Annotated in this window: 22 protein-coding genes; 14 read left to right on the top strand and 8 right to left on the bottom strand. The window is 69.9% G+C overall.

Translation table 11 applies throughout. The features are described 5' to 3' along the window. Positions 1–82: 82 nt before the first annotated feature. The 5 genes from SOM19_RS10815 to SOM19_RS10795 all read left to right on the top strand — a co-directional run bounded on the left by SOM19_RS10815 (position 83) and on the right by SOM19_RS10795 (position 4555). Complete coding sequence (locus SOM19_RS10815) at positions 83–448, top strand: HesB/IscA family protein (protein WP_320486521.1); 366 nt, start codon at positions 83–85, stop codon at positions 446–448. 161 nt (positions 449–609) lie between these two features. After that, the gene (gene ctaC / locus SOM19_RS10810) at positions 610–1500 is read left to right on the top strand and encodes an aa3-type cytochrome oxidase subunit II (protein WP_320486520.1); all 891 of its coding nucleotides are present in this window, start codon (positions 610–612) and stop codon (positions 1498–1500) included. A gap of 2 nt (positions 1501–1502) precedes the next feature. Beyond that, positions 1503–3266: an aa3-type cytochrome oxidase subunit I gene (ctaD, locus tag SOM19_RS10805; protein WP_320486519.1), complete on the top strand. Its 1764-nt coding sequence runs from the start codon at positions 1503–1505 to the stop codon at positions 3264–3266. Next, on the top strand, positions 3267–3731 hold the full coding sequence (locus SOM19_RS10800) for a cytochrome c oxidase subunit 4 (protein WP_320486518.1): 465 nt from the start codon (positions 3267–3269) through the stop codon (positions 3729–3731). It begins immediately after the preceding gene. A gap of 59 nt (positions 3732–3790) precedes the next feature. Further along, entirely contained in the window at positions 3791–4555 is a 765-nt protein-coding gene (locus SOM19_RS10795; protein ID WP_320486517.1) for a PP2C family protein-serine/threonine phosphatase, read from the top strand. Positions 4556–4576: 21 nt separating this feature from the next. On the opposite strand, the gene SOM19_RS10790 is transcribed toward SOM19_RS10795, so the two are convergent. From SOM19_RS10790 to ctaE, 5 genes are all read right to left on the bottom strand, one after another. Continuing rightward, a complete protein-coding gene (locus tag SOM19_RS10790) occupies positions 4577–4999 on the bottom strand; it encodes a rhodanese-like domain-containing protein (RefSeq protein ID WP_320486516.1) in 423 nt (140 codons plus the stop codon). Between the two features lie 197 nt (positions 5000–5196). Continuing rightward, positions 5197–7044 (bottom strand): cytochrome bc1 complex cytochrome b subunit, encoded by a 1848-nt coding sequence (gene qcrB / locus SOM19_RS10785; RefSeq protein WP_414683642.1) that lies wholly within the window; start codon positions 7042–7044, stop codon positions 5197–5199. After that, positions 7041–8120 (bottom strand): cytochrome bc1 complex Rieske iron-sulfur subunit, encoded by a 1080-nt coding sequence (qcrA, locus tag SOM19_RS10780; protein WP_320486515.1) that lies wholly within the window; start codon positions 8118–8120, stop codon positions 7041–7043. The genes qcrB and qcrA overlap by 4 nt, the downstream gene beginning before the upstream one ends. A gap of 34 nt (positions 8121–8154) precedes the next feature. Then, positions 8155–8958, bottom strand: a complete 804-nt coding sequence (qcrC, locus tag SOM19_RS10775; protein WP_320486514.1) for a cytochrome bc1 complex diheme cytochrome c subunit — start codon at positions 8956–8958, stop codon at positions 8155–8157. Between the two features lie 20 nt (positions 8959–8978). Further along, entirely contained in the window at positions 8979–9620 is a 642-nt protein-coding gene (gene ctaE / locus SOM19_RS10770; protein WP_320486513.1) for an aa3-type cytochrome oxidase subunit III, read from the bottom strand. A gap of 188 nt (positions 9621–9808) precedes the next feature. Here ctaE and trpD point away from each other — a divergent pair, with 188 nt between their 5' ends. The 5 genes from trpD (at position 9809) to SOM19_RS10745 (ending at position 14313) form a co-directional block, all read left to right on the top strand. Then, positions 9809–10870 (top strand): anthranilate phosphoribosyltransferase, encoded by a 1062-nt coding sequence (gene trpD / locus SOM19_RS10765; RefSeq protein ID WP_320486512.1) that lies wholly within the window; start codon positions 9809–9811, stop codon positions 10868–10870. A gap of 101 nt (positions 10871–10971) precedes the next feature. Further along, positions 10972–11463: an aromatic ring-opening dioxygenase LigA gene (locus SOM19_RS10760; protein ID WP_320486511.1), complete on the top strand. Its 492-nt coding sequence runs from the start codon at positions 10972–10974 to the stop codon at positions 11461–11463. A gap of 31 nt (positions 11464–11494) precedes the next feature. Next, complete coding sequence (locus tag SOM19_RS10755) at positions 11495–12490, top strand: PHP domain-containing protein (protein WP_320486510.1); 996 nt, start codon at positions 11495–11497, stop codon at positions 12488–12490. 28 nt (positions 12491–12518) lie between these two features. Continuing rightward, positions 12519–13025, top strand: a complete 507-nt coding sequence (locus SOM19_RS10750; protein ID WP_320486509.1) for a ClbS/DfsB family four-helix bundle protein — start codon at positions 12519–12521, stop codon at positions 13023–13025. A 10-nt stretch (positions 13026–13035) separates the two neighbouring features. Then, the gene (locus tag SOM19_RS10745; protein ID WP_320486508.1) at positions 13036–14313 is read left to right on the top strand and encodes an MFS transporter; all 1278 of its coding nucleotides are present in this window, start codon (positions 13036–13038) and stop codon (positions 14311–14313) included. 4 nt (positions 14314–14317) lie between these two features. Here SOM19_RS10745 and SOM19_RS10740 read toward each other — a convergent pair whose 3' ends face one another. Together SOM19_RS10740 and SOM19_RS10735 are read right to left on the bottom strand one after the other, a co-directional pair. Beyond that, the gene (locus tag SOM19_RS10740; protein WP_320486507.1) at positions 14318–15259 is read right to left on the bottom strand and encodes a 5'-3' exonuclease; all 942 of its coding nucleotides are present in this window, start codon (positions 15257–15259) and stop codon (positions 14318–14320) included. Positions 15260–15321: 62 nt separating this feature from the next. Then, positions 15322–15930 (bottom strand): dihydrofolate reductase family protein, encoded by a 609-nt coding sequence (locus tag SOM19_RS10735; protein WP_320486506.1) that lies wholly within the window; start codon positions 15928–15930, stop codon positions 15322–15324. 163 nt (positions 15931–16093) lie between these two features. Between SOM19_RS10735 and SOM19_RS10730 the strand changes: the two genes are divergently transcribed. From SOM19_RS10730 to SOM19_RS10715, 4 genes are read left to right on the top strand one after another with little or no spacing between them, the layout of a single operon-like run. Next, entirely contained in the window at positions 16094–17008 is a 915-nt protein-coding gene (locus tag SOM19_RS10730) for a hypothetical protein (protein WP_320486505.1), read from the top strand. Then, positions 17005–18201, top strand: coding sequence for an acylneuraminate cytidylyltransferase (locus SOM19_RS10725; protein WP_320486504.1), 1197 nt, complete (start codon positions 17005–17007; stop codon positions 18199–18201). Before SOM19_RS10730 ends, SOM19_RS10725 begins: the two co-directional genes overlap by 4 nt. Further along, positions 18198–19070 carry an N-acetylneuraminate synthase family protein gene (locus SOM19_RS10720; protein ID WP_320486503.1) on the top strand — a complete coding sequence of 291 codons (873 nt, stop codon included), beginning with the start codon at positions 18198–18200 and terminating at the stop codon, positions 19068–19070. The genes SOM19_RS10725 and SOM19_RS10720 overlap by 4 nt, the downstream gene beginning before the upstream one ends. Next, positions 19067–20323: a DUF6716 putative glycosyltransferase gene (locus SOM19_RS10715; protein WP_320486502.1), complete on the top strand. Its 1257-nt coding sequence runs from the start codon at positions 19067–19069 to the stop codon at positions 20321–20323. The genes SOM19_RS10720 and SOM19_RS10715 overlap by 4 nt, the downstream gene beginning before the upstream one ends. Before the next feature lie 4 nt (positions 20324–20327). On the opposite strand, the gene SOM19_RS10710 is transcribed toward SOM19_RS10715, so the two are convergent. Then, the gene (locus tag SOM19_RS10710) at positions 20328–20891 is read right to left on the bottom strand and encodes a hypothetical protein (RefSeq protein WP_320486501.1); all 564 of its coding nucleotides are present in this window, start codon (positions 20889–20891) and stop codon (positions 20328–20330) included. Positions 20892–20983 lie beyond the last annotated feature (92 nt).

The raw sequence follows: 20983 nt of genomic DNA, 5'->3' as shown, positions 1-20983 counted from the left end.
GCCCGGCTCGGAGCCGTCTCCCGGCGGACGGGCGTAGAATTGCCGCATCCCGCCGCATTCGCGGCCCGTCCGGAGGAGTGCCATGACCGACACTGCACTGTCGACCGACCAGACCGCTCGCGAGCACGGCGTGCTGCTGACCGATGCGGCATCGCTCAAGGTGAAGAGCCTCCTCTCGCAGGAGGGACGCGACGACCTTCGCCTGCGCGTCGCCGTCCAGCCGGGCGGATGCAGCGGCCTGATCTACCAGCTGTACTTCGACGAGCGCTATCTCGAGGGCGACAAGACGGTCGACTTCGACGGCGTCGAGGTGATCATCGACGACATGAGCGTCCCGTACCTCGACGGCGCGTCGATCGACTTCAAGGACACGATCGCGGAGCAGGGCTTCACGATCGACAACCCGAACGCGGCCGGCAGCTGCGCGTGCGGAGACAGCTTCCACTGATCCGAGCGGAATTCCTGCAGGCCCGGCGCGCTCCTCGGAGCACCCCGGGCCTGCGGTTTTCCGCCCATTCGACCCGTTTCAAGCTGGGCGCTTGGCCTGAATCCCCTGGATGCTTGCCCTAGACTGGCGGGAGTCCTATTCGTGACCCGGAAAGGTGCACCGTGCCCTCGAAACGCCGTCTCCGCTGGGCTGTTCTCCCTGTCGGGATCGCAACGGCCGCAGTGCTCGCCGGATGCACCCCGACGGAGCTGCACGGCTTTCTGCCCGGCTTCGTCGAGAGCGGCCAGCCCGCGACGAACCGCACCGACATGGTCGCCGGCCTCTGGGTCAACTCGTGGATCGTGCTGCTCGCCGTCGGCGTCATCACCTGGGGCCTCATGGGCTGGGCGGCCATCGCCTACCGGCGCCGTCGCGGTCAGGTCGGGCTCCCGGTGCAGCTGCGCTACAACATGCCGATCGAGATCTTCTACACGGTCGTGCCGCTGATCCTCGTGATCGGCTTCTTCGCGTTCACCGCTCGCGACCAGACGATCCTCGAGACCCAGACCGACGATCCCGACGTCTCGATCGTGGCGATCGGAAAGCAGTGGGCGTGGGACTTCCAGTACGACGGCGAGGACGAGGAGAACTCGGACGCCGTGTGGACGATGGGTGTCCAGGCCCAGACCGACGATGAGGGCAACGTCATCAGCGAACTGCCCACGCTCGTCCTCCCCGTCGACCAGACGGTGCGGATCAAGCTGCAGTCGCGCGACGTGATCCACTCGTTCTGGATCATCGACTTCCTGTACAAGAAGGACATGTACATCGGGAAGGACAACTACTGGTCGTTCACTCCGACCCGCGAGGGGGAGTACGCCGGCAAGTGCGCCGAGCTGTGCGGCCAGTACCACTCGATGATGCTCTTCAACGTCAACGTCGTGAGCGAGGCGGAGTACGAGGACTACCTCGAATCGCTGCGCGCTGCCGGCCAGACGGGCGACATCAACGACGAGTACGACCGACTGCAGAACCTGCCCGGCACGGGTGCGAGTTCCGAGGGAGACCACTGATCATGGCGACGACGCTTCCGTACGAGGAGACGACGCAGGGTCGACCGACCACTCTGCCGCCTCGCCAGGCCGCTCTGCTCAGCGCAACGCGCGTCGAGCAGAAGGGCAACATCGTCGTCAAGTGGATCACCTCCACCGACCACAAGACGATCGGCTACATGTACCTGATCGCCTCGGTGATCTTCTTCCTGCTCGGCGGCGTCATGGCGCTGATCATCCGCGCAGAGCTCTTCGAGCCGGGCATGCAGATCATCCCGACGAAGGACCAGTACAACCAGCTGTTCACGATGCACGGCACGATCATGCTGCTGATGTTCGCGACGCCGCTGTTCTTCGGCTTCGCCAACGCGATCATGCCCCTCCAGATCGGCGCCCCCGACGTCGCGTTCCCGCGACTGAACGCCTTCTCCTTCTGGCTCTTCCTCTTCGGCTCGACGATCGCCGTCGCCGGCTTCCTCACCCCCCAGGGTGCGGCCGCCTTCGGCTGGTTCGCGTATCAGCCGCTCGCCAATGCCAGCTTCTCGCCCGGCGTCGGCGGAAACCTGTGGATGCTCGGCCTCGGCATGAGCGGCTTCGGGACGATCCTCGGCGGCGTGAACTTCATCACCACGATCATCACGATGCGCGCGCCCGGCATGACCATGTGGCGGATGCCGATCTTCACCTGGAACACGCTGGTCACCAGCATCCTGGTCCTGATGGCCTTCCCCGTGCTCGCCGCCGCGATCCTGGCCGCCGCCGCGGACCGCGTGCTCGGCGCCCACATCTACGACCCCGCGAACGGCGGCGTGCTGCTGTGGCAGCACCTGTTCTGGTTCTTCGGGCACCCCGAGGTGTACATCATCGCGCTGCCGTTCTTCGGCATCGTCTCGGAGATCTTCCCGGTCTTCAGCCGCAAGCCGATCTTCGGCTACAAGACGCTCGTGTACGCGACCATCGCCATCGCGGCCCTCTCGGTGGCGGTGTGGGCGCACCACATGTACGTCACCGGCGCGGTGCTCCTGCCGTTCTTCGCCCTGATGACGATGCTCATCGCGGTGCCGACAGGGGTGAAGATCTTCAACTGGATCGGCACCATGTGGCGAGGGTCCGTGACCTTCGAAACGCCCATGATGTTCGCCCTGGGCTTCCTCGTCTCGTTCGTCTTCGGCGGACTGACCGGCGTCATCCTCGCCTCCCCGCCGCTCGACTTCGCACTCTCGGACTCCTACTTCGTGGTCGCGCACTTCCACTACGTCGTCTTCGGCACCGTCGTGTTCGCGATGTTCGCCGGGTTCTACTTCTGGTGGCCCAAGTGGACCGGCAAGATGCTCAACGAGCGTCTCGGCGTCGTGCACTTCTGGATGCTGTTCATCGGCTTCCACATGACGTTCCTCATCCAGCACTGGCTGGGCGTCGACGGCATGGTGCGCCGCTACGCGGACTACTCGGCGGCCGACGGCTGGACGTGGCAGAACCAGGTGTCGACCGTGGGCGCGATGCTTCTCGGCGCGTCGATGATCCCGTTCCTCTTCAACGTCTGGATCACGGCGCGGAAGGCACCTCGTGTCACCGTCAACGACCCGTGGGGCTACGGCGCTTCGCTCGAGTGGGCGACGTCGTGCCCGCCGCCTCGCCACAACTTCACGTCGATTCCCCGGATCCGCAGCGAGCGGCCCGCTTTCGACCTGAACCACCCCGAGGCGGGCATCCCCGTGGGCGTGGGACCGGCGAAGGACGCCCCCGAAGCCCCGGTCGTCGATCTCGCCGAAGGAGAGGTGAAGTAAGTGCGTACGAACACCGGACTCTGGTGGCTCCTGACCGTCTTCTTCCTGCTGGTCGCGGTCATCTACACCGGCTGGAACCTGCTCTCGCACTGGGACACGAACCTGACGGGCGGCCAGTCCTACTGGGAGACCGTCACCCTCTCGATCGAGTGGGTCGGCAGCGTCGCGCTCCTCTTCACGGCTCTGATGAGCGCCCTCATCGCGTTCTACATCGGTCGCGTGCACAAGGCACAGGGCGGCGAGCTGCCCGAAGACATCCTCACCTCGGACATCGACGACGGCGACCCCGAGGTCGGCGAGTTCAGCCCGTGGTCCTGGTGGCCCATCGTGCTCGCGTTCTCGGCCGCCCTCGGCATGATCGGGCTCGCTGTCGGCGCGTGGATGTTCCCGATCGGCCTCGCCGTGTTCGCCGTCGCGATCGTGGGCTGGGTGTACGAGTACTACCGCGGGTACTTCGCCCGCTGATCGTGCCTCTCAGGCCCTCACGGGTGCGGCTTCATGCCGCCGCCGTCTCCGATACCGGAGTGCATCGCACCGTGAACCAGGATGCCGCCTTCACGGCGTCCTGGGGCGGCGCGGTGGCGGACGGTGTCGGCGGGGGGCCGGCGGGAGATCTGGCCTCGGCGGCGTTCGTGCACCGGCTCGCGGCCGGTCGCGGCAGCCTCCCCGTGGACGCCGAGACACTCGCGGTGAGCGTGCGGACTGCGAACTGGGACCTGCGCGCCCACGTCGAGCGCGACCCCGCGCTGTCGGGGATGGCGACGACCTTCACCGGCGTCTTCGTCTCGGAAGCCGACACGCTGCTGCTGGCCCACACGGGCGACTCCCGGGCGTATCTCCTGCGGGACGGCCAGCTGACCCAGCAGACGCGGGACGACTCGTACGTGCAGGTGCTCGTCGATCGTGGGCTGGTCCGCGAGGAGGACGCAGCGTCCCATCCCCGTCGAAATCTCATCACCGCCTCACTGAGCGGCGGGGAGCGGGACCGGGTGACCGTGGTCGAGCACGACGCGCGTCCCGGTGACCGCTGGGTGCTGTGCAGTGACGGCCTCAGCGACTACGTGCCGCACGCGGACATCGAAGAGGTCGTCGCGTCCCACGAGCACGCGGCCGACGCGGCTCAGGCGGCGGTGGCACTCGGACTCGCTGCCGGCACACGTGACAACGTGACGGTGGTCGTCTGCGACGTCGAGGTCGGAGATGTGGCGCCGGCGATCGCTCCACGGCCGCACACCTCGTTCTACGGTGCGGCTGCGGCGAGGTTCACGGAAGGCCTGGAGACGGCCTGAGTCGCCGTCCGGCGGCTCCGATCAGCGCGCCACCGGCTGACGGACGACCATGACCTGGGCGTCGAACACCCGGGGGAGCGGGCCCTCGTCGTTCTCGGTGGGCTGGCCTTCGCGCACCCAGTACTCGTACCCGCCGATCATCTCCTTGACGCTGTAGCCGAGCTTGGCGAACTCCAGCGCCGCCTTCGCCCCTGCGTTGCAGCCCGGGCTCCAGCAGTAGACCACGACGGGCACGGCGGGATCGAACTCGGCCGCAGCGCGCTTGGCGATCTCGGCACGCGGAACATGCACCGCGCCGGAGATGCGTCCCTGCTGCCACGCCTCGGCACTGCGCACGTCGACGAGCACGAATCGTTCGCCGGCCTTCTGCGCGGCGTACACGTCGGAGGCGTCGGTCTCGAGGGAGAGCTTGGCGGAGAAGTAGTCGAATGCCGTCGTCGTCATGGCTTCAGGCTATGCGGTGCGCGCTGATCGATATGGCGGATGCGCGGCCATCCGTCGGCGGATTCCTGCCGATGACGGCTGCACTCAGTGCGTCGCGCGCCGACCCGGCGGGACCTGGCTCGGCACCGACGCAGGATGCCCCGGCCACGAGCTCCCGTGAGGGGTCGTGCCGGGGCATCCGGGCGGAAGAACAGCGGCTACTGCCCGTTCTCCTTCTCGCGATTGCGGGCCTTCTTCTCGCCGTCCTCGGGCACGATGATGTTCGAGGGCCGGACGGCGGTCTCGCTGTTGCGACCGTCGTCGATCGGGGTGTGGGGAGCGTCGGGGACTCCGGCGCGCTCGTGCGCCGCCTGGAGCTCGGCGTCCTCCTCCTCGGCGATGTGGTCGAGCGAGTGGTGCTGGTGGGCGAGCGCCGCATCGAGCTCCGCCTGGGTGACGGGGGAGAGGCGGTCCTCGAAGAACCAGCGCGAGATCGACGCACGGACGTTCTCGTGCCACGGGATGCGACCCTGCGCATTGGGGCGCACGACGAGCGGCTCGTAGTTCTCGATGTCGACGAGCTTGTAGCGCTCGTACTCGTCCACCGGCTGGTGGACCTCGATGTACTCGCCGCCCGGGAGGCGCACGATGCGGCCCGACTCGTAGCCGTGCAGCGCGATCTCGCGGTCCTTCTTCTGCAGCGCGATGCACATGCGCTTGGTGACGAAGTACGCCACGATCGGGCCCAGGATCAGAAGCGCCTGGAGCGTGTGGATGACGCCTTCCATCGTGAGCCAGAAGTGGGTCGCGATGATGTCGGAGGCGGCGGATGCCCACAGGACCGCGTAGAACGTGACGCCGGCGGCGCCGATCGCGGTGCGGGTCGCCGCGTTGCGCGGACGCTGGGCGATGTGGTGCTCCCGCTTGTCGCCCGTGACCCACGCCTCGATGAAGGGGTAGATCAGGACGAGCACGATGAACACGCCGATCACGGCGAGCGGGACGAGGATGTTGAACGACCAGGTGCGGTCGAGGAACACGATCTCCCAGCCCGGCGGGACGAGGCGCAGCGCGCCGTCGGCGAATCCGATGTACCAGTCGGGCTGCGTTCCGGCCGACACCGGGGACGGGTCGTAGGGGCCGTAGTTCCAGATCGGGTTGATCGTGAAGAGCGCCGCGATGAGCGCGATCACGCCGAACGTGATGAACAGGAAGCCGCCCATCTTCGACATGTACACCGGCATCATCGGGTAGCCGACGACGTTGCTGTTCGCACGGCCGGGGCCGCCGAACTGGGTGTGCTTGTTGATCACCATCAGCATGAGGTGAAGGACGAGCAGGCCGACCAGGATCGCGGGAAGCAGCAGGATGTGCAGCGAGTAGAGGCGTCCGACGATCGCGGTGCCGGGGAACTCGCCGCCGAACAGCAGGAACGAGGTCCAGGTGCCGATCAGCGGGATGCCCTTGACCATGCCGTCGATGATGCGAAGGCCGTTGCCCGAGAGCACATCGTCGGGGAGCGAGTAGCCGGTGAAGCCCTCGCCCATGGCCAGGATGAACAGCACGAAGCCGATCACCCAGTTCAGCTCGCGCGGCTTGCGGAAGGCGCCGGTGAAGAAGACCCGCAGCATGTGCACGCCGATGCCGGCGACGAAGACGAGCGCGGCCCAGTGGTGCATCTGACGGACGAGGAGCCCGCCGCGGAGGTCGAAGGAGATCTCGAGCGTGGAGGCCATGGCCGCCGACATCTCGATGCCGCGCATCGGGAGGTAGGCGCCGGTGTAGTGGGTCTCGACCATCGACGCCTGGAAGAAGAACGTCAGGAACGTTCCCGTGAGCAGGACGACGACGAAGCTCCACAGGGCGATCTCACCCAGCATGAACGACCAGTGGTCGGGGAAGATCTTGCGGCCGAGCTCCTTGACGAAGCCGGAGAGGCTGGTGCGCTCGTCGATGTAGTTCGACGCGGCGCCGACGAAACGGCCGCCGAGGGGCTTGTCGCGCGGCGGCAGCTGAGCCGGCGGGGCCTCGGTGAGGTTCTCGTTAGGGGCGGTTGCGGTACTCAATGACGCTCCCAGAAGCTCGGGCCGACGGGCTCGGTGAAGTCGCTGCGTGCGACCAGGTAGCCCTCATCGTCGACGGTGATCGGAAGCTGAGGCAGCGGACGGGCCGCCGGGCCGAAGATGACCTTGGCGGCGTCGGTGACGTCGAACTGCGACTGGTGACAGGGGCACAGCAGGTGGTGGGTCTGCTGCTCGTAGAGCGCCACCGGGCAGCCGACGTGCGTGCAGACCTTGGAGTACGCGACGATGCCGTCGTACGACCAGTCCGCACGCTCCGGTGACTCGGTGATGTCCTCGGGCAGGAGACGCATCAGCAGGACGATCGCCTTCGCCTTCTCCTCGAGGTAGCCGTCGCTGTGCGACAGGGCTGCGAGCTCTTCGGGGATGACGTGGACGGCGGAGCCGAGAGTGACGTCGGCGGCGCGGATGGGCTCGCCGCTCGGGTCGTGAGCGAGGCGCGAGCCTTCCTTCCACATCGTGTGCTCGAGGAGAGCGACCGGGTCGCCGCCGATCGGGTGCTCGGGCGAGTCCTGGGGTGCGAGGCCGCGGAAGAGGACGATGCCCGGGGCCACCGAGGCGATGAGCGCGGCGATCATCGAGTTGCGGATCATCACGCGGCGTCCGAAGCCGGACTCCTCGTTGGCTTCGGCGAAGGCCTGGATGGCCGCCTCACGCGTCGTGTCGCGCCCACGGGTCGCGTGCCGCGGCTCCGTGAACTCCTTGTCGGACATGATCGCCTTCGACCAGTGGATCGCTGCGATGCCGATCGCGAGGAGGGCGAGCGCGATGCCGAGGCCGATGAAGAGGTTGTTGTTGCGGATGTCGACCATCCGGCCGCTCTCGATCGGGAAGAGCATGTAGGCGGCGATGGCCCAGATGCTTCCCGCGATCGAGAGGTAGAAGAGCGTGTAGACCGTGCGAACGGCGGCCTTCATGGCCACCGGGTCCTTGTCGGTCATCCGCTCGCGATGCGGAGGGAGCTCCGGGTTGCGCACCGGGTCGCTGACCGCGACGGCGAGCCCGGGGGAGGGCTTCCAGGAAGCCCTCTCGTGCTCGAGCGGGTCGTCCTCGTGTGCCATGCTGCTCCTCGTCAGTTCTTGCGTGTCAGTTCGTTCAGTTGGATTTCGCCGTGATCCACACGGTGAGGGCGATCAGCGAACCGATCCCGAAGATCCAGATGAAGAGGCCCTCGGAGACGGGGCCGAGCGAGCCGAGGGTGAACCCACCCGGGGACTCGTGCTCCTGCAGATAGAGCAGGTACGTGATGATGTTGCGCTTGTCCTCGGTCGTCAGCGTCATGTCGTTGAAGACCGGCATGTTCTGCGGGCCCGTCACCATCGCCGCGTACATGTTGAGCGGGCTCGTGTCGTAGAGCGCAGGGGCGTACTTGCCCTCGGTCAGCGCACCGCCGGCGCCGGCGACGTTGTGGCACATGGCGCAGTTGATGCGGAAGAGCTCGCCGCCCTCCGCCGCGATGCCCTCGCCGTCGAGCACTTCCTCGTCGGGGAAGCTGGGGCCGGGGGCGATGCTCTGGATGTAGGCGCCCACGGCGGCGATCTGCTCATCGGTGAACTGCGCGGGCTTCTGCGGAGCCTGCGGGCCCTGCATCTGCAGCGGCATCCGGCCGGTGCTCATCTGGAAGTGCACCGCGAGTTCGCCGACGCCGTACAGCGACGGTCCGTCGTTCGTGCCCTGGACGTCGAGTCCGTGGCAGGTGGCGCAGTTCGCCTGGAAGAGCTTCTTGCCGTCTTCGACCGTGGCTGCGGTCGTGACCGACGACTCGGTCGTCGTGGCGGCTACGGCCGCCGAGGCACCGGCGTACACGCCGCCGGTGATCAGAAGGCCGATGCCGATGAGTGCGGTTGCGGCCCAAGGGCTGCGACGGCCTTTCGAGCGGCGCGAGGTCTCACGTGCCATGTCGGGAATCAGCTCCGCTCTTATTTCAGGAAGTAGATGACGAGGAACAGGGCGATCCAGACGACGTCGACGAAGTGCCAGTAGTACGACACCACGATCGAGGACGTCATCTCTTTGCGCCCGAAGTTCTTGACGGCGTACGCGCGGCCGATCACGAGGAGGAACGCGATGAGGCCGCCGGTGACGTGGAGGGCGTGGAACCCGGTCGTCAGGTAGAAGGCCGACGCGTAGGAGTTCGCGCTGATGGGCATTCCCTCTGCGACGAGCTGCGCGTACTCCCAGACCTGGCCGGACACGAAGATCGCGCCGAGTGCGAACGTCAGCCAGAACCACTCGACCATGCCCCAGCCGAGCCACCCGCGCTTCTTCGTCGAGTAGGGCTGGAAGCGCTCGGCGGCGAAGACGCCCATCTGGCACGTGACCGAGGACAGCACGAGGATGATCGTGTTGACGGTCGCGTACGGGATGTTGAGCAGCTGGGTCTCTTGCGCCCACAGGTCGGGCGAGGTGCTGCGGAGGGTGAAGTAGATCGCGAAGAGGCCCGCGAAGAACATCACCTCGCTGCCGAGCCAGACGATGGTGCCGACGGCGACCGGATCCGGCCGCTTGACGGACCGCATGGCCTGGGCGTAGGTCGCTGAGGAGGTCGTCACATTCCCCATTATGGCCGATCCTGGGACGCGAATCTCGCATCGGGCGGCATGTACTTGGCCCGACCGGAACTTAGGCCAACCTAAGAGAACACCGCGAGTCCGCCGTGAAGACGGGATGAGGACGCAGAACCGCCCGGGCTGGCATGCCGTGTCACGAAACGGTTGCGATATCGGCCGCGAGGCTAGGCTTCTGCGTTATGGCGGAGCTGTACACCTGGCCGGGCATCCTCACGACACTTCTCGAGCGACGCGACCTCAGCGTCTCGGAGTCGACGTGGGCGATGCGGCAGATCATGTCGGGCGCGGCGACGCCGTCCCAGCTGGGCGGATTCCTCGTCGCGCTGCGCGCGAAGGGGGAGACGGTCGACGAGATCGTCGGGTTCCGAGACGCCATCCTCGAGGCCGCGTTGCCGCTGCCCGTCGACCCGGCGGTGCTCGACATCGTCGGCACCGGGGGCGATCGCTTCGGCACGGTGAACGTCTCGACGATGTCGGCGCTGGTGGCCGCGGCATCCGGAGTCCCCGTCGTCAAGCACGGCAACAAGGCGGCCAGTTCGGCCTCGGGCTCGTCGGACGTGCTGGCCGCACTCGGGATCGATCTCACGATCAGCCCCGAGCAGGTCGCCGAGACGCTGTCGCGCGCGGGCATCACGTTCGCCTTCGCCTCGGCGTTCCACCCCGGATTCCGCCATGCGGGCCCCACTCGCAGCGAGCTCGGAGTGCCGACGGTGTTCAACTTCCTGGGCCCGCTCTGCAACCCTGCGCGAGCCGAGGCCAACGCCGTCGGCGTCGCGCACCTCGACCGCGTGCCGCTCATCACGGGCGTCTTCCGCACGCGCGGGGCCACGGCGCTGGTGTTCCGCGGCGACGACGGCCTCGACGAGCTGACGACGACCGGCCACAGCAGGCTGTGGGAGGTGAGCCGCGGCGACATCCACGAGCACGACCTCGACCCGCGCGACCTCGGCATCCCGCTGGCCGACATCGACGACCTGCTCGGCGGCGACCCGGCGCACAACGCCGAGGTGGTGCGACGGGTGCTGGCCGGCGACAGCGGGCCCGTCCGCGACATCGTGCTGCTGAACGCCGCCGCCGGCATCGTCGCGTACCGGCTCTTCCGCGACGCCACCGAGGTGCAGCGCCCCATGCTCCAGCGGCTCGCCGAGGCCCGCGACTCCGCGGCCGAGGCGATCGACAGCGGTGCCGCCGAGGCCACTCTCGAGCGGTGGGTCGGAGTCACGCGCGAGCTCGCGGCCTGACGGCATGCCCCGGAACGTGCGTCTGCGGCGCGGTCTCTTCCCGAGCAGCCGGGCGCGGGGCTAGCGTGGCATCAGTACGCCGCCACCCTCAGGAGGACGCCATGACCCAGGAACCCCTCGCCACCGCCGACACGATCGAGCCGCCGGCCAAGCAGGTGGGACTCGTGAAGGCCGTGGGCATCCTCGGGATCATCGGAGGCGTCCTGCTGATCGTGGTCGGAATCATCGCGTGGATCGGCGTCACGACCCAGCTCACGGCCGAGAACATCACCATCCCGGACGATGCGGCGGCCTTCCAGGGTCAGCAGGTCACCGGCCCGGTCACGGCCTACGTCCAGGCCGAGGTCATCAACAAGCACGCCCTCGAGGCGTCCGGCGGCAAGACGTACGCCGAACTCCCGCAGGACGATCCGGTGCGGGCCACGGTCATGCAGGCGTCGTTCCTGCGCGCGTCGCTGTTCACGTCGGTCGTCGCGTACGGCGTCGCCCTCTTCGCCGCGGGCATGGGCGTGCTGGCGATTCTGTTCGGCTGGGCGATCCATCGCCTGGCGAGCGTTCCGGTCGTGGTGAAGCGAGCGCCCGTCGCCCCTTGACGATCGGCCCCAGCGGCGTTCGCCTGAACCGATGAATCCCCACGAGGCCCTCACCGAGATCGCCACCCTGCTCGAGCGGGAGCGCTCGTCGCGCTACAAGTCGAAGGCGTTCCGCGCGGCGGCCGACGCGATCGAGCACCTGACCGACGAGCAGCTGGGGGATGCCGCATCCCTTCGCCGTCGCAAGGGCATCGGCGACTCCACCTTCGGCGTGATCCAGGAGGCCCTGGCCGGCGGAGTGCCGGCGTACCTGGCCGACCTCCGGCAGCGCGCGGGCGTGCAGGTGGCCTCGGACCTGCGTGGTCTGCTGCGCGGCGACCTCCACTCGCACAGCGACTGGTCCGACGGGCTCACCCCGATCGAGCTCATGGTCGAGGCGGCGCGCGCCCTCGGACACGAGTACCTGGCGCTCACCGACCACTCGCCCCGCCTGCGCGTCGCGAACGGCCTGTCGCCCGAGCGGCTGCGGGAGCAGCTCGAGGTGGTGGCCGGCATGAGCGGCGGCGGGTTCACCCTGCTCTCGGGCATCGAGGTCGACATCCTCGACGACGGCGCACTGGACCAGGAGCCCGGGCTGCTGGACGAACTGGATGTCGTGGTGGCCTCGGCGCACTCGAAGCTGCGCATGGAGCGCGGCCCGATGACGCGGCGTCTGGTCGCGGCGGCGTCGAGCCGGCACGTGGATGTGCTCGGCCACGTCACCGGTCGGCTCGTGGAGGGCTCGCGCGGCACGCGTCCGCAGTCCACGTTCGACGCGAAGGCGGTCTTCGAGGCCTGCGCGTCGCACGGCGTCGCGGTCGAGATCAACTCGCGGCCGGAGCGCCAGGACCCGCCCGACGAGCTCATCGCGCTCGCGCTGGAGAGCGGATGCCTCTTCTCGATCGACTCGGACGCGCATGCGCCCGGTCAGCTCTCCCTCATCGACCACGGCGCTGCGCGCGCCGAGCGGGCCGGCGTGCCCGCCGAGCGGATCGTGACGACCTGGCCGCTCGACCGGCTGCGCGAGTGGACCTCACGGGACCGCTGATGTCGGGCGACGGGACTACGGTGGCGTCGTGAACTTCACCCGCACCGATCTGACCGATCGCAACGACGCGGAGTTCGCCGAGCTGCTGAGGCTGATCGACGCCCTCCCGGCCGAGCGGCTCGACGCGGAGTTCGCCGGCGGCGCGCGTGACCGCACGGTGCGCGATGTCGTCGCCCACCTGCACGCGTGGCACATCCTGCTCGAGAAGTGGTACGCCGACGGCACGGCCGGTGGTTCGCCCGCCATCCCCGCAGACGGCTATACCTGGAGCCGGCTCGCGGAGCTGAACGAAGCCCTCCGGCAGCAGTGGCAGGCCACGAACCTCGCCGAGCTGATGACGCTGCTGCGCGCCTCCCACGAATCCCTGCAGGCGGTGGTCGCCCTCCACACCGACGAGGAGCTGGCCGACCCGACAGCCTTCGTCTGGACGCAGGGCTCCCCGCTCGGGGAGTTCGTCTGGGAGTGCGGCGGCAACCACTACGTGTGGGCCAGGGGAGTCATCGCGGTCGGGCTCGGGCTCGCGGTGCCCCAATAGACTCGCTGAAGTGACCCCCGACCTCGCCGCTCATGCGCGACGAGGACTCCCGTGGCTCGTGATCGCCGGCGTGATGGTCGCCGCACTGAGCCTGCGTGGCCCGATCGTGGCGACGACCCCGGTGCTCACGCAGATCGAGGATGACTTCGGCATCGGCTCGGCCACCGCGGGACTGCTGACCACCGCGCCCGTGCTGATGTTCGCGGTCCTGACGCCGGTCGCCGCACTCGTGATCCGCCGCGCCGGCGCGGAGCTGGCCCTGCTCATCTCGCTGAGCGGCGTGCTGATCGGCACGCTCGTGCGGGCTCTTCCCGGATTCGGCTGGATGCTGACGGGCATGGTGATCATCGGAGCCTCGATCACGATCGGCAACGTCGTGATCCCCGTCATCATCCGCCGCGACGTGGCGCCCGATCGTGTGGCCCTGGTGACGGCGGCGTACGCGGCGACGCTCAACGCCGGCTCGCTCCTCACCTCGCTCCTGACGGCGCCGATCGCGGCGCTGATCGGGTGGCCGGCCGCGCTGCTGACCTGGTCGCTCATCACCGTCGCCGGCATCGTGCTGTGGACCGTCCACCTCCGGCGCGCGCGGCGCGCGGGCGCGGACGCCGGCGACCGGTACTCGGGCGCGCAGCCGGTCACAGCCCGCCCCACAGCGACAGGCGTCGACCCGGCGGCGCTGACCGGACCGCTGCCCGTCGTCGCCCGCGATCGGTCACTGCTCGGGCGTCCGGTGGTCTGGCTTCTCCTGGCCGCCTTCGGCCTGCAGTGCCTCATCTACTACGCGCTCTCGACGTGGCTGCCGACCTTCGCCGCCGACGAGCTGGGGCTCGATGCGGCCGCAGCCGGCGCGATCGCGTCGGTCTACCAGGGTGTCGGCATTCTCGGCGCCTTCCTCGTGCCGCTGCTGCTGCGCTTCACCCCGCGGATCGTGACGCCGCTCGTGATCTGCGCGTCGTGGCTCACCGTGACGACCGGCCTCGTGTTCGCGCCAGAGCTGCTGTGGGTGTGGCTGGCGGTCGGCGCGATCGGGCACGCGGGCGGGTTCGTCGTGATCTTCTCGGCGCTCGTGGCCGTCGCCCGCAGCGATTCCGAGGCGGCGGGCATGTCGGCGCTCATCCAGGGCGGCGGCTACACCATCGGGGCGCTCGGTGCGCCGCTGATGGGCGGCCTTCTCGAGGCGACCGGAGGGTGGACCGCCGCACTCGTCCTCATGCTGGTGCTGGCCGTCGTGTACTGCGTCGCGCTGCTGGCGGCGGTGGCGGCATCCGCCCGCGCGACGCGCTGACTCCTCAGGCGATGTCGGCCGTGTCGATCCGGTCGAGGGTGTCGACGATCCTCGTCATGGCGGCGCCCAGGGCCCATCGCTCGGCGAGGGCCGCGGCATCCGCCTTTGCTCGCTGGTCGAGCGGACGAAGACGCGAGTCGACCGCGGGGATCGGAAGGTCTCGCACCACCGCGACGACCTTCGGGGCGACGGCGAGGTAGCCGCCGCCGGCCGCGAGCTTGGCGCGCACCCCGGCAGACATGCCCTCACCCGCCTCGGCGGCCGCCAGGATCCCGGGAAGGTCGCCGTGCGCGGCGAGGAGCGTGGCCGCGGTCTTGTCGCCGATGCCGGCCACTCCGGGCAGCCCGTCCGACGAGTCGCCGCGCAGCGTGGCGAAGTCCGCGTACTGGCTCGGCAGCACACCGTACTTGGTCACGACAGTGGCCTCGGTGACGACCTCGAGATTGCTCATGCCGCGTGCCGTGTAGACCACGCGGACGTCGTGGGCGTCGTCGACGAGCTGGAAGAGATCGCGGTCGCCGGTGACGATGTCGACCGGCAGGCCCGCGTCGGTGGCGAGTGTGCCGATCACGTCGTCGGCCTCGTGCTCGGCCACGCCGACGATCCGGATGCCGAGGATCTGGAGCGCCTCGCGGATCACCGGGACCTGCACCTCGAGCGGATCCGGCACGACCTCGACGTCGGGACCGCTCGCGACCACCTCGGCGACGCGGTGGGTCTTGTAGGTGGGAATGAGGTCGACGCGCCACTGCGGCCGCCAGTCGTCGTCCCAGCACGCCACCAGGTGCGTGGGGCGGTACGTCGTCACGAGCTTCGTGATGATGTCGAGGAAGCCGCGCACGGCGTTCACCGGTGTGCCGTCGGGCGCCCGGACCGTGTCAGGCACCCCGTAGAACGCGCGGAAGTACAGCGAGGCGGAGTCGAGCAGCATCAGGCGGTCGGTCACCGCATCATCCTGGCACGCGGTGCCGACGCGCGGGGGAGGAGCGGATGCCTCACCCCGGCGCCTCAGGTGAGCTCGTAGGTGATGTGCGTGACGTGGGCGGTCGGCCGGACTCGAACCGGGACGAGGCGCCGCGGCGGAACGCCGTCGAAGACGCGCACGATGTCGGTGCGCCCGCCGAACCCGAGAGTGAGCGGGGCGACGTGCAGCCGCAGCTCGTCGAGCAGCCCGAGCGCGAGGTACTGGTTGATGGTGTCGGCGCCGCCCGCGATCGCCACGTCGGCGTCACCCGCCGCGGCGCGCGCCCGGGCGAGGGCGGCCTCGGGTCCGTCGGTCACGAAGAAGAACGTCGTGCCGCCCTCCATCGCGAGCGGTTCACGGGCGTGATGCGTGAGGACGAAGACCGGTGCGTGGTACGGCGGCCCGGGGCCCCACCACCCCTTCCAGTCGCCGGTCCACTCGCCGCGGACCGGGCCGAACATGTTGCGGCCCATGATGTAGGCGCGCGCGGCGAGGATCCCCGCCACCTCCTCCTCGTTCTCGTCGCCGTGGACGAACATCCAGTCGTGGAACGCCTCGTCCACACCATCGCCGAACGGGGCGTCCTCGCGCTGGTTCGGGCCGGTGGAGTATCCGTCCGCCGAGATCGAGATGTCTGCCGTCACGCGTGCCATGCCTCCACCCTGGCGGACGGCGGTCGGTCGGGGGAAGGCCTGTGGCGTGATCGCGGCCGCCCCGGTCGTTCACCTGACGGTCGGGTGCCGGTCGCCCGCAGGTCGCCACCTCGTTCACCCCGACCCATCACCGTGGTCGGACCGGTATGGACAGGGGGGTGGCATGGCTCGGACGGACGTTCTCGCATGGGTCGAATCGCCCCTGCAGCTGCTCGGTGCTGCCGAGTGGGCGGATGCGCACGCCACCACAGTGCCGGTGGCCGGCCGGCTCACACCGCAGATGTCCGCCACCGCCGACGAGCTGCTCTCCCGCGGCGCGCGGTTCGGGGCGCTCGAGCCCTACCTCGGGATCCCGTTCTCGCTCCTGTCACGCCACGGTCACTGGCTGGTCGGCGACGGGTTCTCCGGACAGTTCCGGCTGGCCGCATCGCTTCTCCGGCCACACCGCATCACGTTCCTCGACGACGGAGCGCACGTGATCGCCTACGCCGACGCGCTGCTCGGACGGCGGCCCTATGCGCGTCCGGGCATCGAGGAGCGCGGTCTGACGACGCGGGTGGCCCCCTTCGCGCATGAGACGGTGCTGCGACGAGCAGCCGCCGGCCGCGCGGACTTCTTCACCGCCTTCGATCTCGGACACGAGCGCGCCGACGCCCTCCGCGACCGCGGGTTCGGCATCCGGCGTCACGGCTTCGACTGGACCCGCGATGCGGCGCCCGCCGCGCCCGAGCTCGGTGGCCGCATCGTGCTGGGGAGCGCTCAGCCCGTCGACGGCCGGATGCCGCTCGGCGACTACGTCGCGTGGGTGACGGATGCCGCGGCCCCGGGCCCCGCGGTCTATCTGCCGCACCGCCGCGAGACCGCGGACCAGCTCGCTGCCGTCGCCGCCGTGCCGGGGCTCACGATCCGCGAGACGAGCCTCCCCGTCGAGCTGGTGCTGGCCGGAGCCGGCCGCGCGCTCGACATCCGGACCCTGGCATCCAGCACGACGACCACACTTCCGCTCGTGCTCGCCGGGACGGGCTCGACGCTTCGCATCGGCCGCGGGGCCGCGACCGTGCCGGAGCCGGCGGCATGAGCGAGGTCGTCGCGATCATCCCCGCCCGGGGAGGATCCAAAGGCGTTCCGCGCAAGAACCTGCGCCGGGTCGGCGGCATCCCTCTCATCGCCCGGGCCATCGAGGCCGCGCGTCGGTGCCCGTCGATCGACCGGGTGGTCGTCACGACCGACGACGCCGACATCGCGGCCGTTGCGGGCGAGTGGGGTGCCGAGGTCGTCGAGCGGCCCGCGTCGCTCGCCGGGGACGAGGCCACGTCGGAGACAGCGCTCCTCCACGCTCTCGAGGTTCTCGAGGAACGGCGGGTCGACACCGGGGTGGTGGTCTTCCTCCAGGCGACGTCGCCCTTCATCGACGTGTCGGCGCTCGACGAGGCCGTGCACCTCGTGCGCTCCCGGCGCCGGGACAGCGTGTTCTCGGCGGTGGAGACCTACGGCTTCCTGTGGGCGAAGGCGTCCCGATCGGCCGCGACCGCGATCAACCACGACGCCGACCTCCGTCCCCGTCGCCAGGATCGCGAGCCGCACTACCTCGAGACCGGCGCGTTCTACGTGATGCGCGCGGCGGGGTTCCGTGCCGCGGGTCACCGGTTCTTCGGCAGCATCGGCATCGCCGAAGTGGCGGAGCGCACCGCGATCGAGATCGACACGGTGGCGCAGCTCGCGATCGCCCGAGCGCTCGCGCCCCTCATCGACACCCCGACGGCGATCGACGTCGATGCGGTCGTCACAGACTTCGACGGCGTCCACACCGACGACTCCGTGCGTGTCGACCAGCACGGCGGGGAGGCCGTCACGGTCAGCCGGTCCGACGGGATGGGTGTCGCGCGGCTGCGCGAGGCCGGCATCCCCGTGCTCATCCTCTCGACGGAGGCAAACCCCGTGGTCGGCGCGCGGGCGCGGAAGCTCCGCGTCGAGGTCGTGCAGGACGTCGCCGACAAGGCACAGGCCCTCCGGACATGGGCGGCGGAGCGCGGCATCCCGCTGGCCCGCATCGCGTATCTCGGCAACGACGTCAACGACCTGGGCTGCCTCGACCTCGTCGGCTGGCCGATCGCCGTGCCCGACGCCCATCCGCTCGTCCTCTCCGCCGCCCGCATCGTGCTGGACCGCCCCGGCGGCGCCGGCGCGGTGCGCGACCTCGCCGAGCGCGTGCTTGCCGGCCGCGCCGCGGCATCCGCTGATCCCCTCACCGCCGCACAGGAGGCACCATGACCGTCACCATCGGATCGCGCGTGATCGGAGGCGGTCGACCCGCCTACGTCATCGCCGAGATCGGCCTCAACCACAACGGCGACGTCGAGTTCGCGAAACGGCTCATCGACGTCGCGGCCGACGCCGGAGCCGACGCCGTGAAGTTCCAGAAGCGCACGCCCGAGCTCGCCACCCCCGAGCACATGCGCGACATCCCGCGCGACACCCCGTGGGGCCGGCTGACGTACCTGAACTACCGCCGTCGCATCGAGTTCGACCGCGAGCAGTACATCGAGATCTCGGACCACGCGCTCCTGCGTGGCCTCGAGTGGTTCGCGTCGCCGTGGGACGAGCCCAGCGTCGCGTTCCTCGAGGACCTCGGCGTGACGGCTCACAAGGTGGCGTCCGCGTCGCTCACCGATCACGGGCTGCTGAGCGCGCTGCGCGACACCGGAAAGACGATCATCCTCTCCACCGGCATGTCGACGATCGAGCAGATCGACGCCGCCATCGACGTGGTGGGCACCGAGCGCCTGCTGCTCATGCACGCCACTTCGACGTATCCGATGGAGCCGAACGAGGCGAACCTGCGGATGATCCCCGCCCTGCGGGAGCGCTTCCCCGGCGTGCCGGTGGGGTACTCGGGCCACGAGCGCGGACTGCAGATCTCCCTCGCCGCGGTGGCCCTCGGCGCCGTCGCGGTCGAGCGCCACATCACGCTCGACCGCACGATGTGGGGCTCGGACCACGCCGCGTCGCTCGAGCCCGCGGGCCTGCAGCACCTGGTGCGCGACATCCGCGTGATCGAGGCGTCGCTCGGCGACGGCGTGAAGCGCGTCTACCCGGGCGAGCTCGCGCCGATGGCGAAGCTGCGCCGCGTCCCGGCGTGACGGCGCCGCGCCGCATCGTAGCCCTCGCCGACACCGACTCCTACGTCAAGTGGGCGGCGGCGCTGCTCGGCACGCTGGACGCGGGATGGGATGCCTCGATCCTCGTCGTCGAGACGCCACTGGTCGTCAGCGACCCGCAGCTGGACGCCGCACTGAGCGGGAGCGATCTGCCGAGTGATCGCGTGTCGCGCGTCGGGTGGGACGCGCTCACGCCACGGCTGTCGACGCTCGGCGCCGACGTCGTGGTGCTCGCGGGCCGCGGTCCGCTCGTGCGCGTCCTGGCGCGCGAGGTGGCGACGCTCAGCCCGCGACCCGTGATCGTCGCCGGGCTGCCCGGCATCTCGATCCCGGCGACGCGCAAGGCGATCGCCTACCGCGCCCAGGCCGACCTGTTCGTCCTCCACTCTCATCGGGAGTGCCGGGACTTCGCGGCCCTGTCGGTGGAGCGCGGGATGCCCCAGCGGTTCGCCCTCGCGACCCTCCCGTTCGCGCGAGGAGGTGCCGAGCTCTCGCAGACCCCGAAGGGGACGGATCTGATCTTCGCGCCGCAGGCGAAGGTGCCCGCCGACCGCCCCGATCGCATGCGGATCGCCCGGCTGCTCGTGCGCACCGCCGACGCCGACCCGTCGCGCCGCGTGGTGGTCAAGCTCCGAGCGGAGCGCGGCGAGCAGCAGACGCACGCCGAGCGCGACGCCTACCCCGACCTGCTCGCGAGCCTCGGCCCCCTCCCGCCGAACCTCGTCACCTCGACCGCCTCGATGCACCGGGCGCTCGATCGGGCCGAAGGCCTCGTGACGGTGAGCTCCACCGCCGCGATCGAGGCCATCGCACGGGGGATCCCGGTGATCGCGCTCGACACCTTCGGCGTGGCGCCCGAGCTGATCAACGAGGTGATGGCGGACGCCGGATTGCTCTCGGGCGAACAGGACGTCGTCGCGCGCCGATTCCGGCATCCGGATGCCGCGTGGCTCGACGACAACTACTTCCACGACGCCGCCGACGACGACTGGACGACCTGCACCGCGGAGCTCGTGGCGGAGAGGCGCGGGGGCACACTCGAGCCCAAGTCGCCGCTCGCACGCCGGGGAGGGGCTCTCCGCGATGCGTGGGAGCGGAAGTCCGTCCTGGGACCCCTGGACCGCACCTTCGCGGGCGCGGTCGCGATGGTGATCGGGATGCCGCTGCGCTTCGCGGTCCGGGTCCTTCAGCGTCTGCGCGACCTGGTGATGGTGCCCCGCACCGCCGCGCGCTGACGGGTCAGCAGCCCGGGCCGGAGGGGTTCTCCCGACACGTCTCGTCGACGAGCGCCGTGCGCACCTCGACGACCCGGACGTCGTAGCCGGCGCTCGTGGCGGTCACGAACCCGTCGACCGGCCGCCAGTACCCGTTGCCGAAGTCGACGGACGCGGCGTACTGCACCGAGACCGCGACCGCGTAGGTGCCGCGTTCGCGATACACGTGGCTGGTGGCCGTCGGCGTGAACTGCGCCTGACCGAGCTGCGCCCAACTCGCCCCGCCGTTCGGCGCGCTGGCGGAGGACCCGTCGCCGTACTCGAAGAGGAACGAGGCGGGGGTGAAGCGCACCGTCACGTCCCAGTCGAGCACCGTTCCCGGCAGGCGCTGCTCGGATGCCGCGGCCACGATGTTGGTCGGCATCCCCTGCACGCCGAAGCCGGCGGGTTCGCCCGAGAGGGACGGTGCGGCGGGCCGGAACGACGCGAGATCGGCCAGCGTGACGTCGGGGAGCCCTGCCACCTCGTAGCCCTCGCGGCAGCCGAGCGGCCCGCACTCCTCCCGCGCGGGCGGAGCCGGCTCGGGCACGGGCTGCGACGGTCGGGGGAGCGAGCCGTCGCTTGCGACCGGCGGCTTCGAGCCGGGGCGCGTGGCGCCGGCGGAGACATCGACCTGGGAGC

It is taken from the genome of Microbacterium sp. CFBP9034 (genome assembly GCF_034045255.1).
Lineage (GTDB): Bacteria > Actinomycetota > Actinomycetes > Actinomycetales > Microbacteriaceae > Microbacterium.
Note: the sequence above shows the minus strand (reverse complement) of the source record. Positions and strands in the feature narration are given on the sequence as shown.

Bases quoted from the DNA above. Each gene is read 5' to 3' on its own strand.
- SOM19_RS10790 (WP_320486516.1), bottom strand. From the start codon at position 4,999: ATGACGACGACGGCATTCGACTACTTCTCCGCCAAGCTCTCCCTCGAG.
- SOM19_RS10720 (WP_320486503.1), top strand. From the start codon at position 18,198: ATGACCGTCACCATCGGATCGCGCGTGATCGGAGGCGGTCGACCCGCC.
- SOM19_RS10735 (WP_320486506.1), bottom strand. From the start codon at position 15,930: ATGGCACGCGTGACGGCAGACATCTCGATCTCGGCGGACGGATACTCC.
- ctaD (WP_320486519.1), top strand. From the start codon at position 1,503: ATGGCGACGACGCTTCCGTACGAGGAGACGACGCAGGGTCGACCGACC.
- qcrA (WP_320486515.1), bottom strand. From the start codon at position 8,120: ATGGCACACGAGGACGACCCGCTCGAGCACGAGAGGGCTTCCTGGAAG.
- SOM19_RS10725 (WP_320486504.1), top strand. From the start codon at position 17,005: ATGAGCGAGGTCGTCGCGATCATCCCCGCCCGGGGAGGATCCAAAGGC.
- SOM19_RS10755 (WP_320486510.1), top strand. From the start codon at position 11,495: ATGAATCCCCACGAGGCCCTCACCGAGATCGCCACCCTGCTCGAGCGG.
- SOM19_RS10760 (WP_320486511.1), top strand. From the start codon at position 10,972: ATGACCCAGGAACCCCTCGCCACCGCCGACACGATCGAGCCGCCGGCC.
- qcrC (WP_320486514.1), bottom strand. From the start codon at position 8,958: ATGGCACGTGAGACCTCGCGCCGCTCGAAAGGCCGTCGCAGCCCTTGG.
- ctaE (WP_320486513.1), bottom strand. From the start codon at position 9,620: ATGGGGAATGTGACGACCTCCTCAGCGACCTACGCCCAGGCCATGCGG.
- SOM19_RS10730 (WP_320486505.1), top strand. From the start codon at position 16,094: ATGGCTCGGACGGACGTTCTCGCATGGGTCGAATCGCCCCTGCAGCTG.
- trpD (WP_320486512.1), top strand. From the start codon at position 9,809: ATGGCGGAGCTGTACACCTGGCCGGGCATCCTCACGACACTTCTCGAG.
- SOM19_RS10815 (WP_320486521.1), top strand. From the start codon at position 83: ATGACCGACACTGCACTGTCGACCGACCAGACCGCTCGCGAGCACGGC.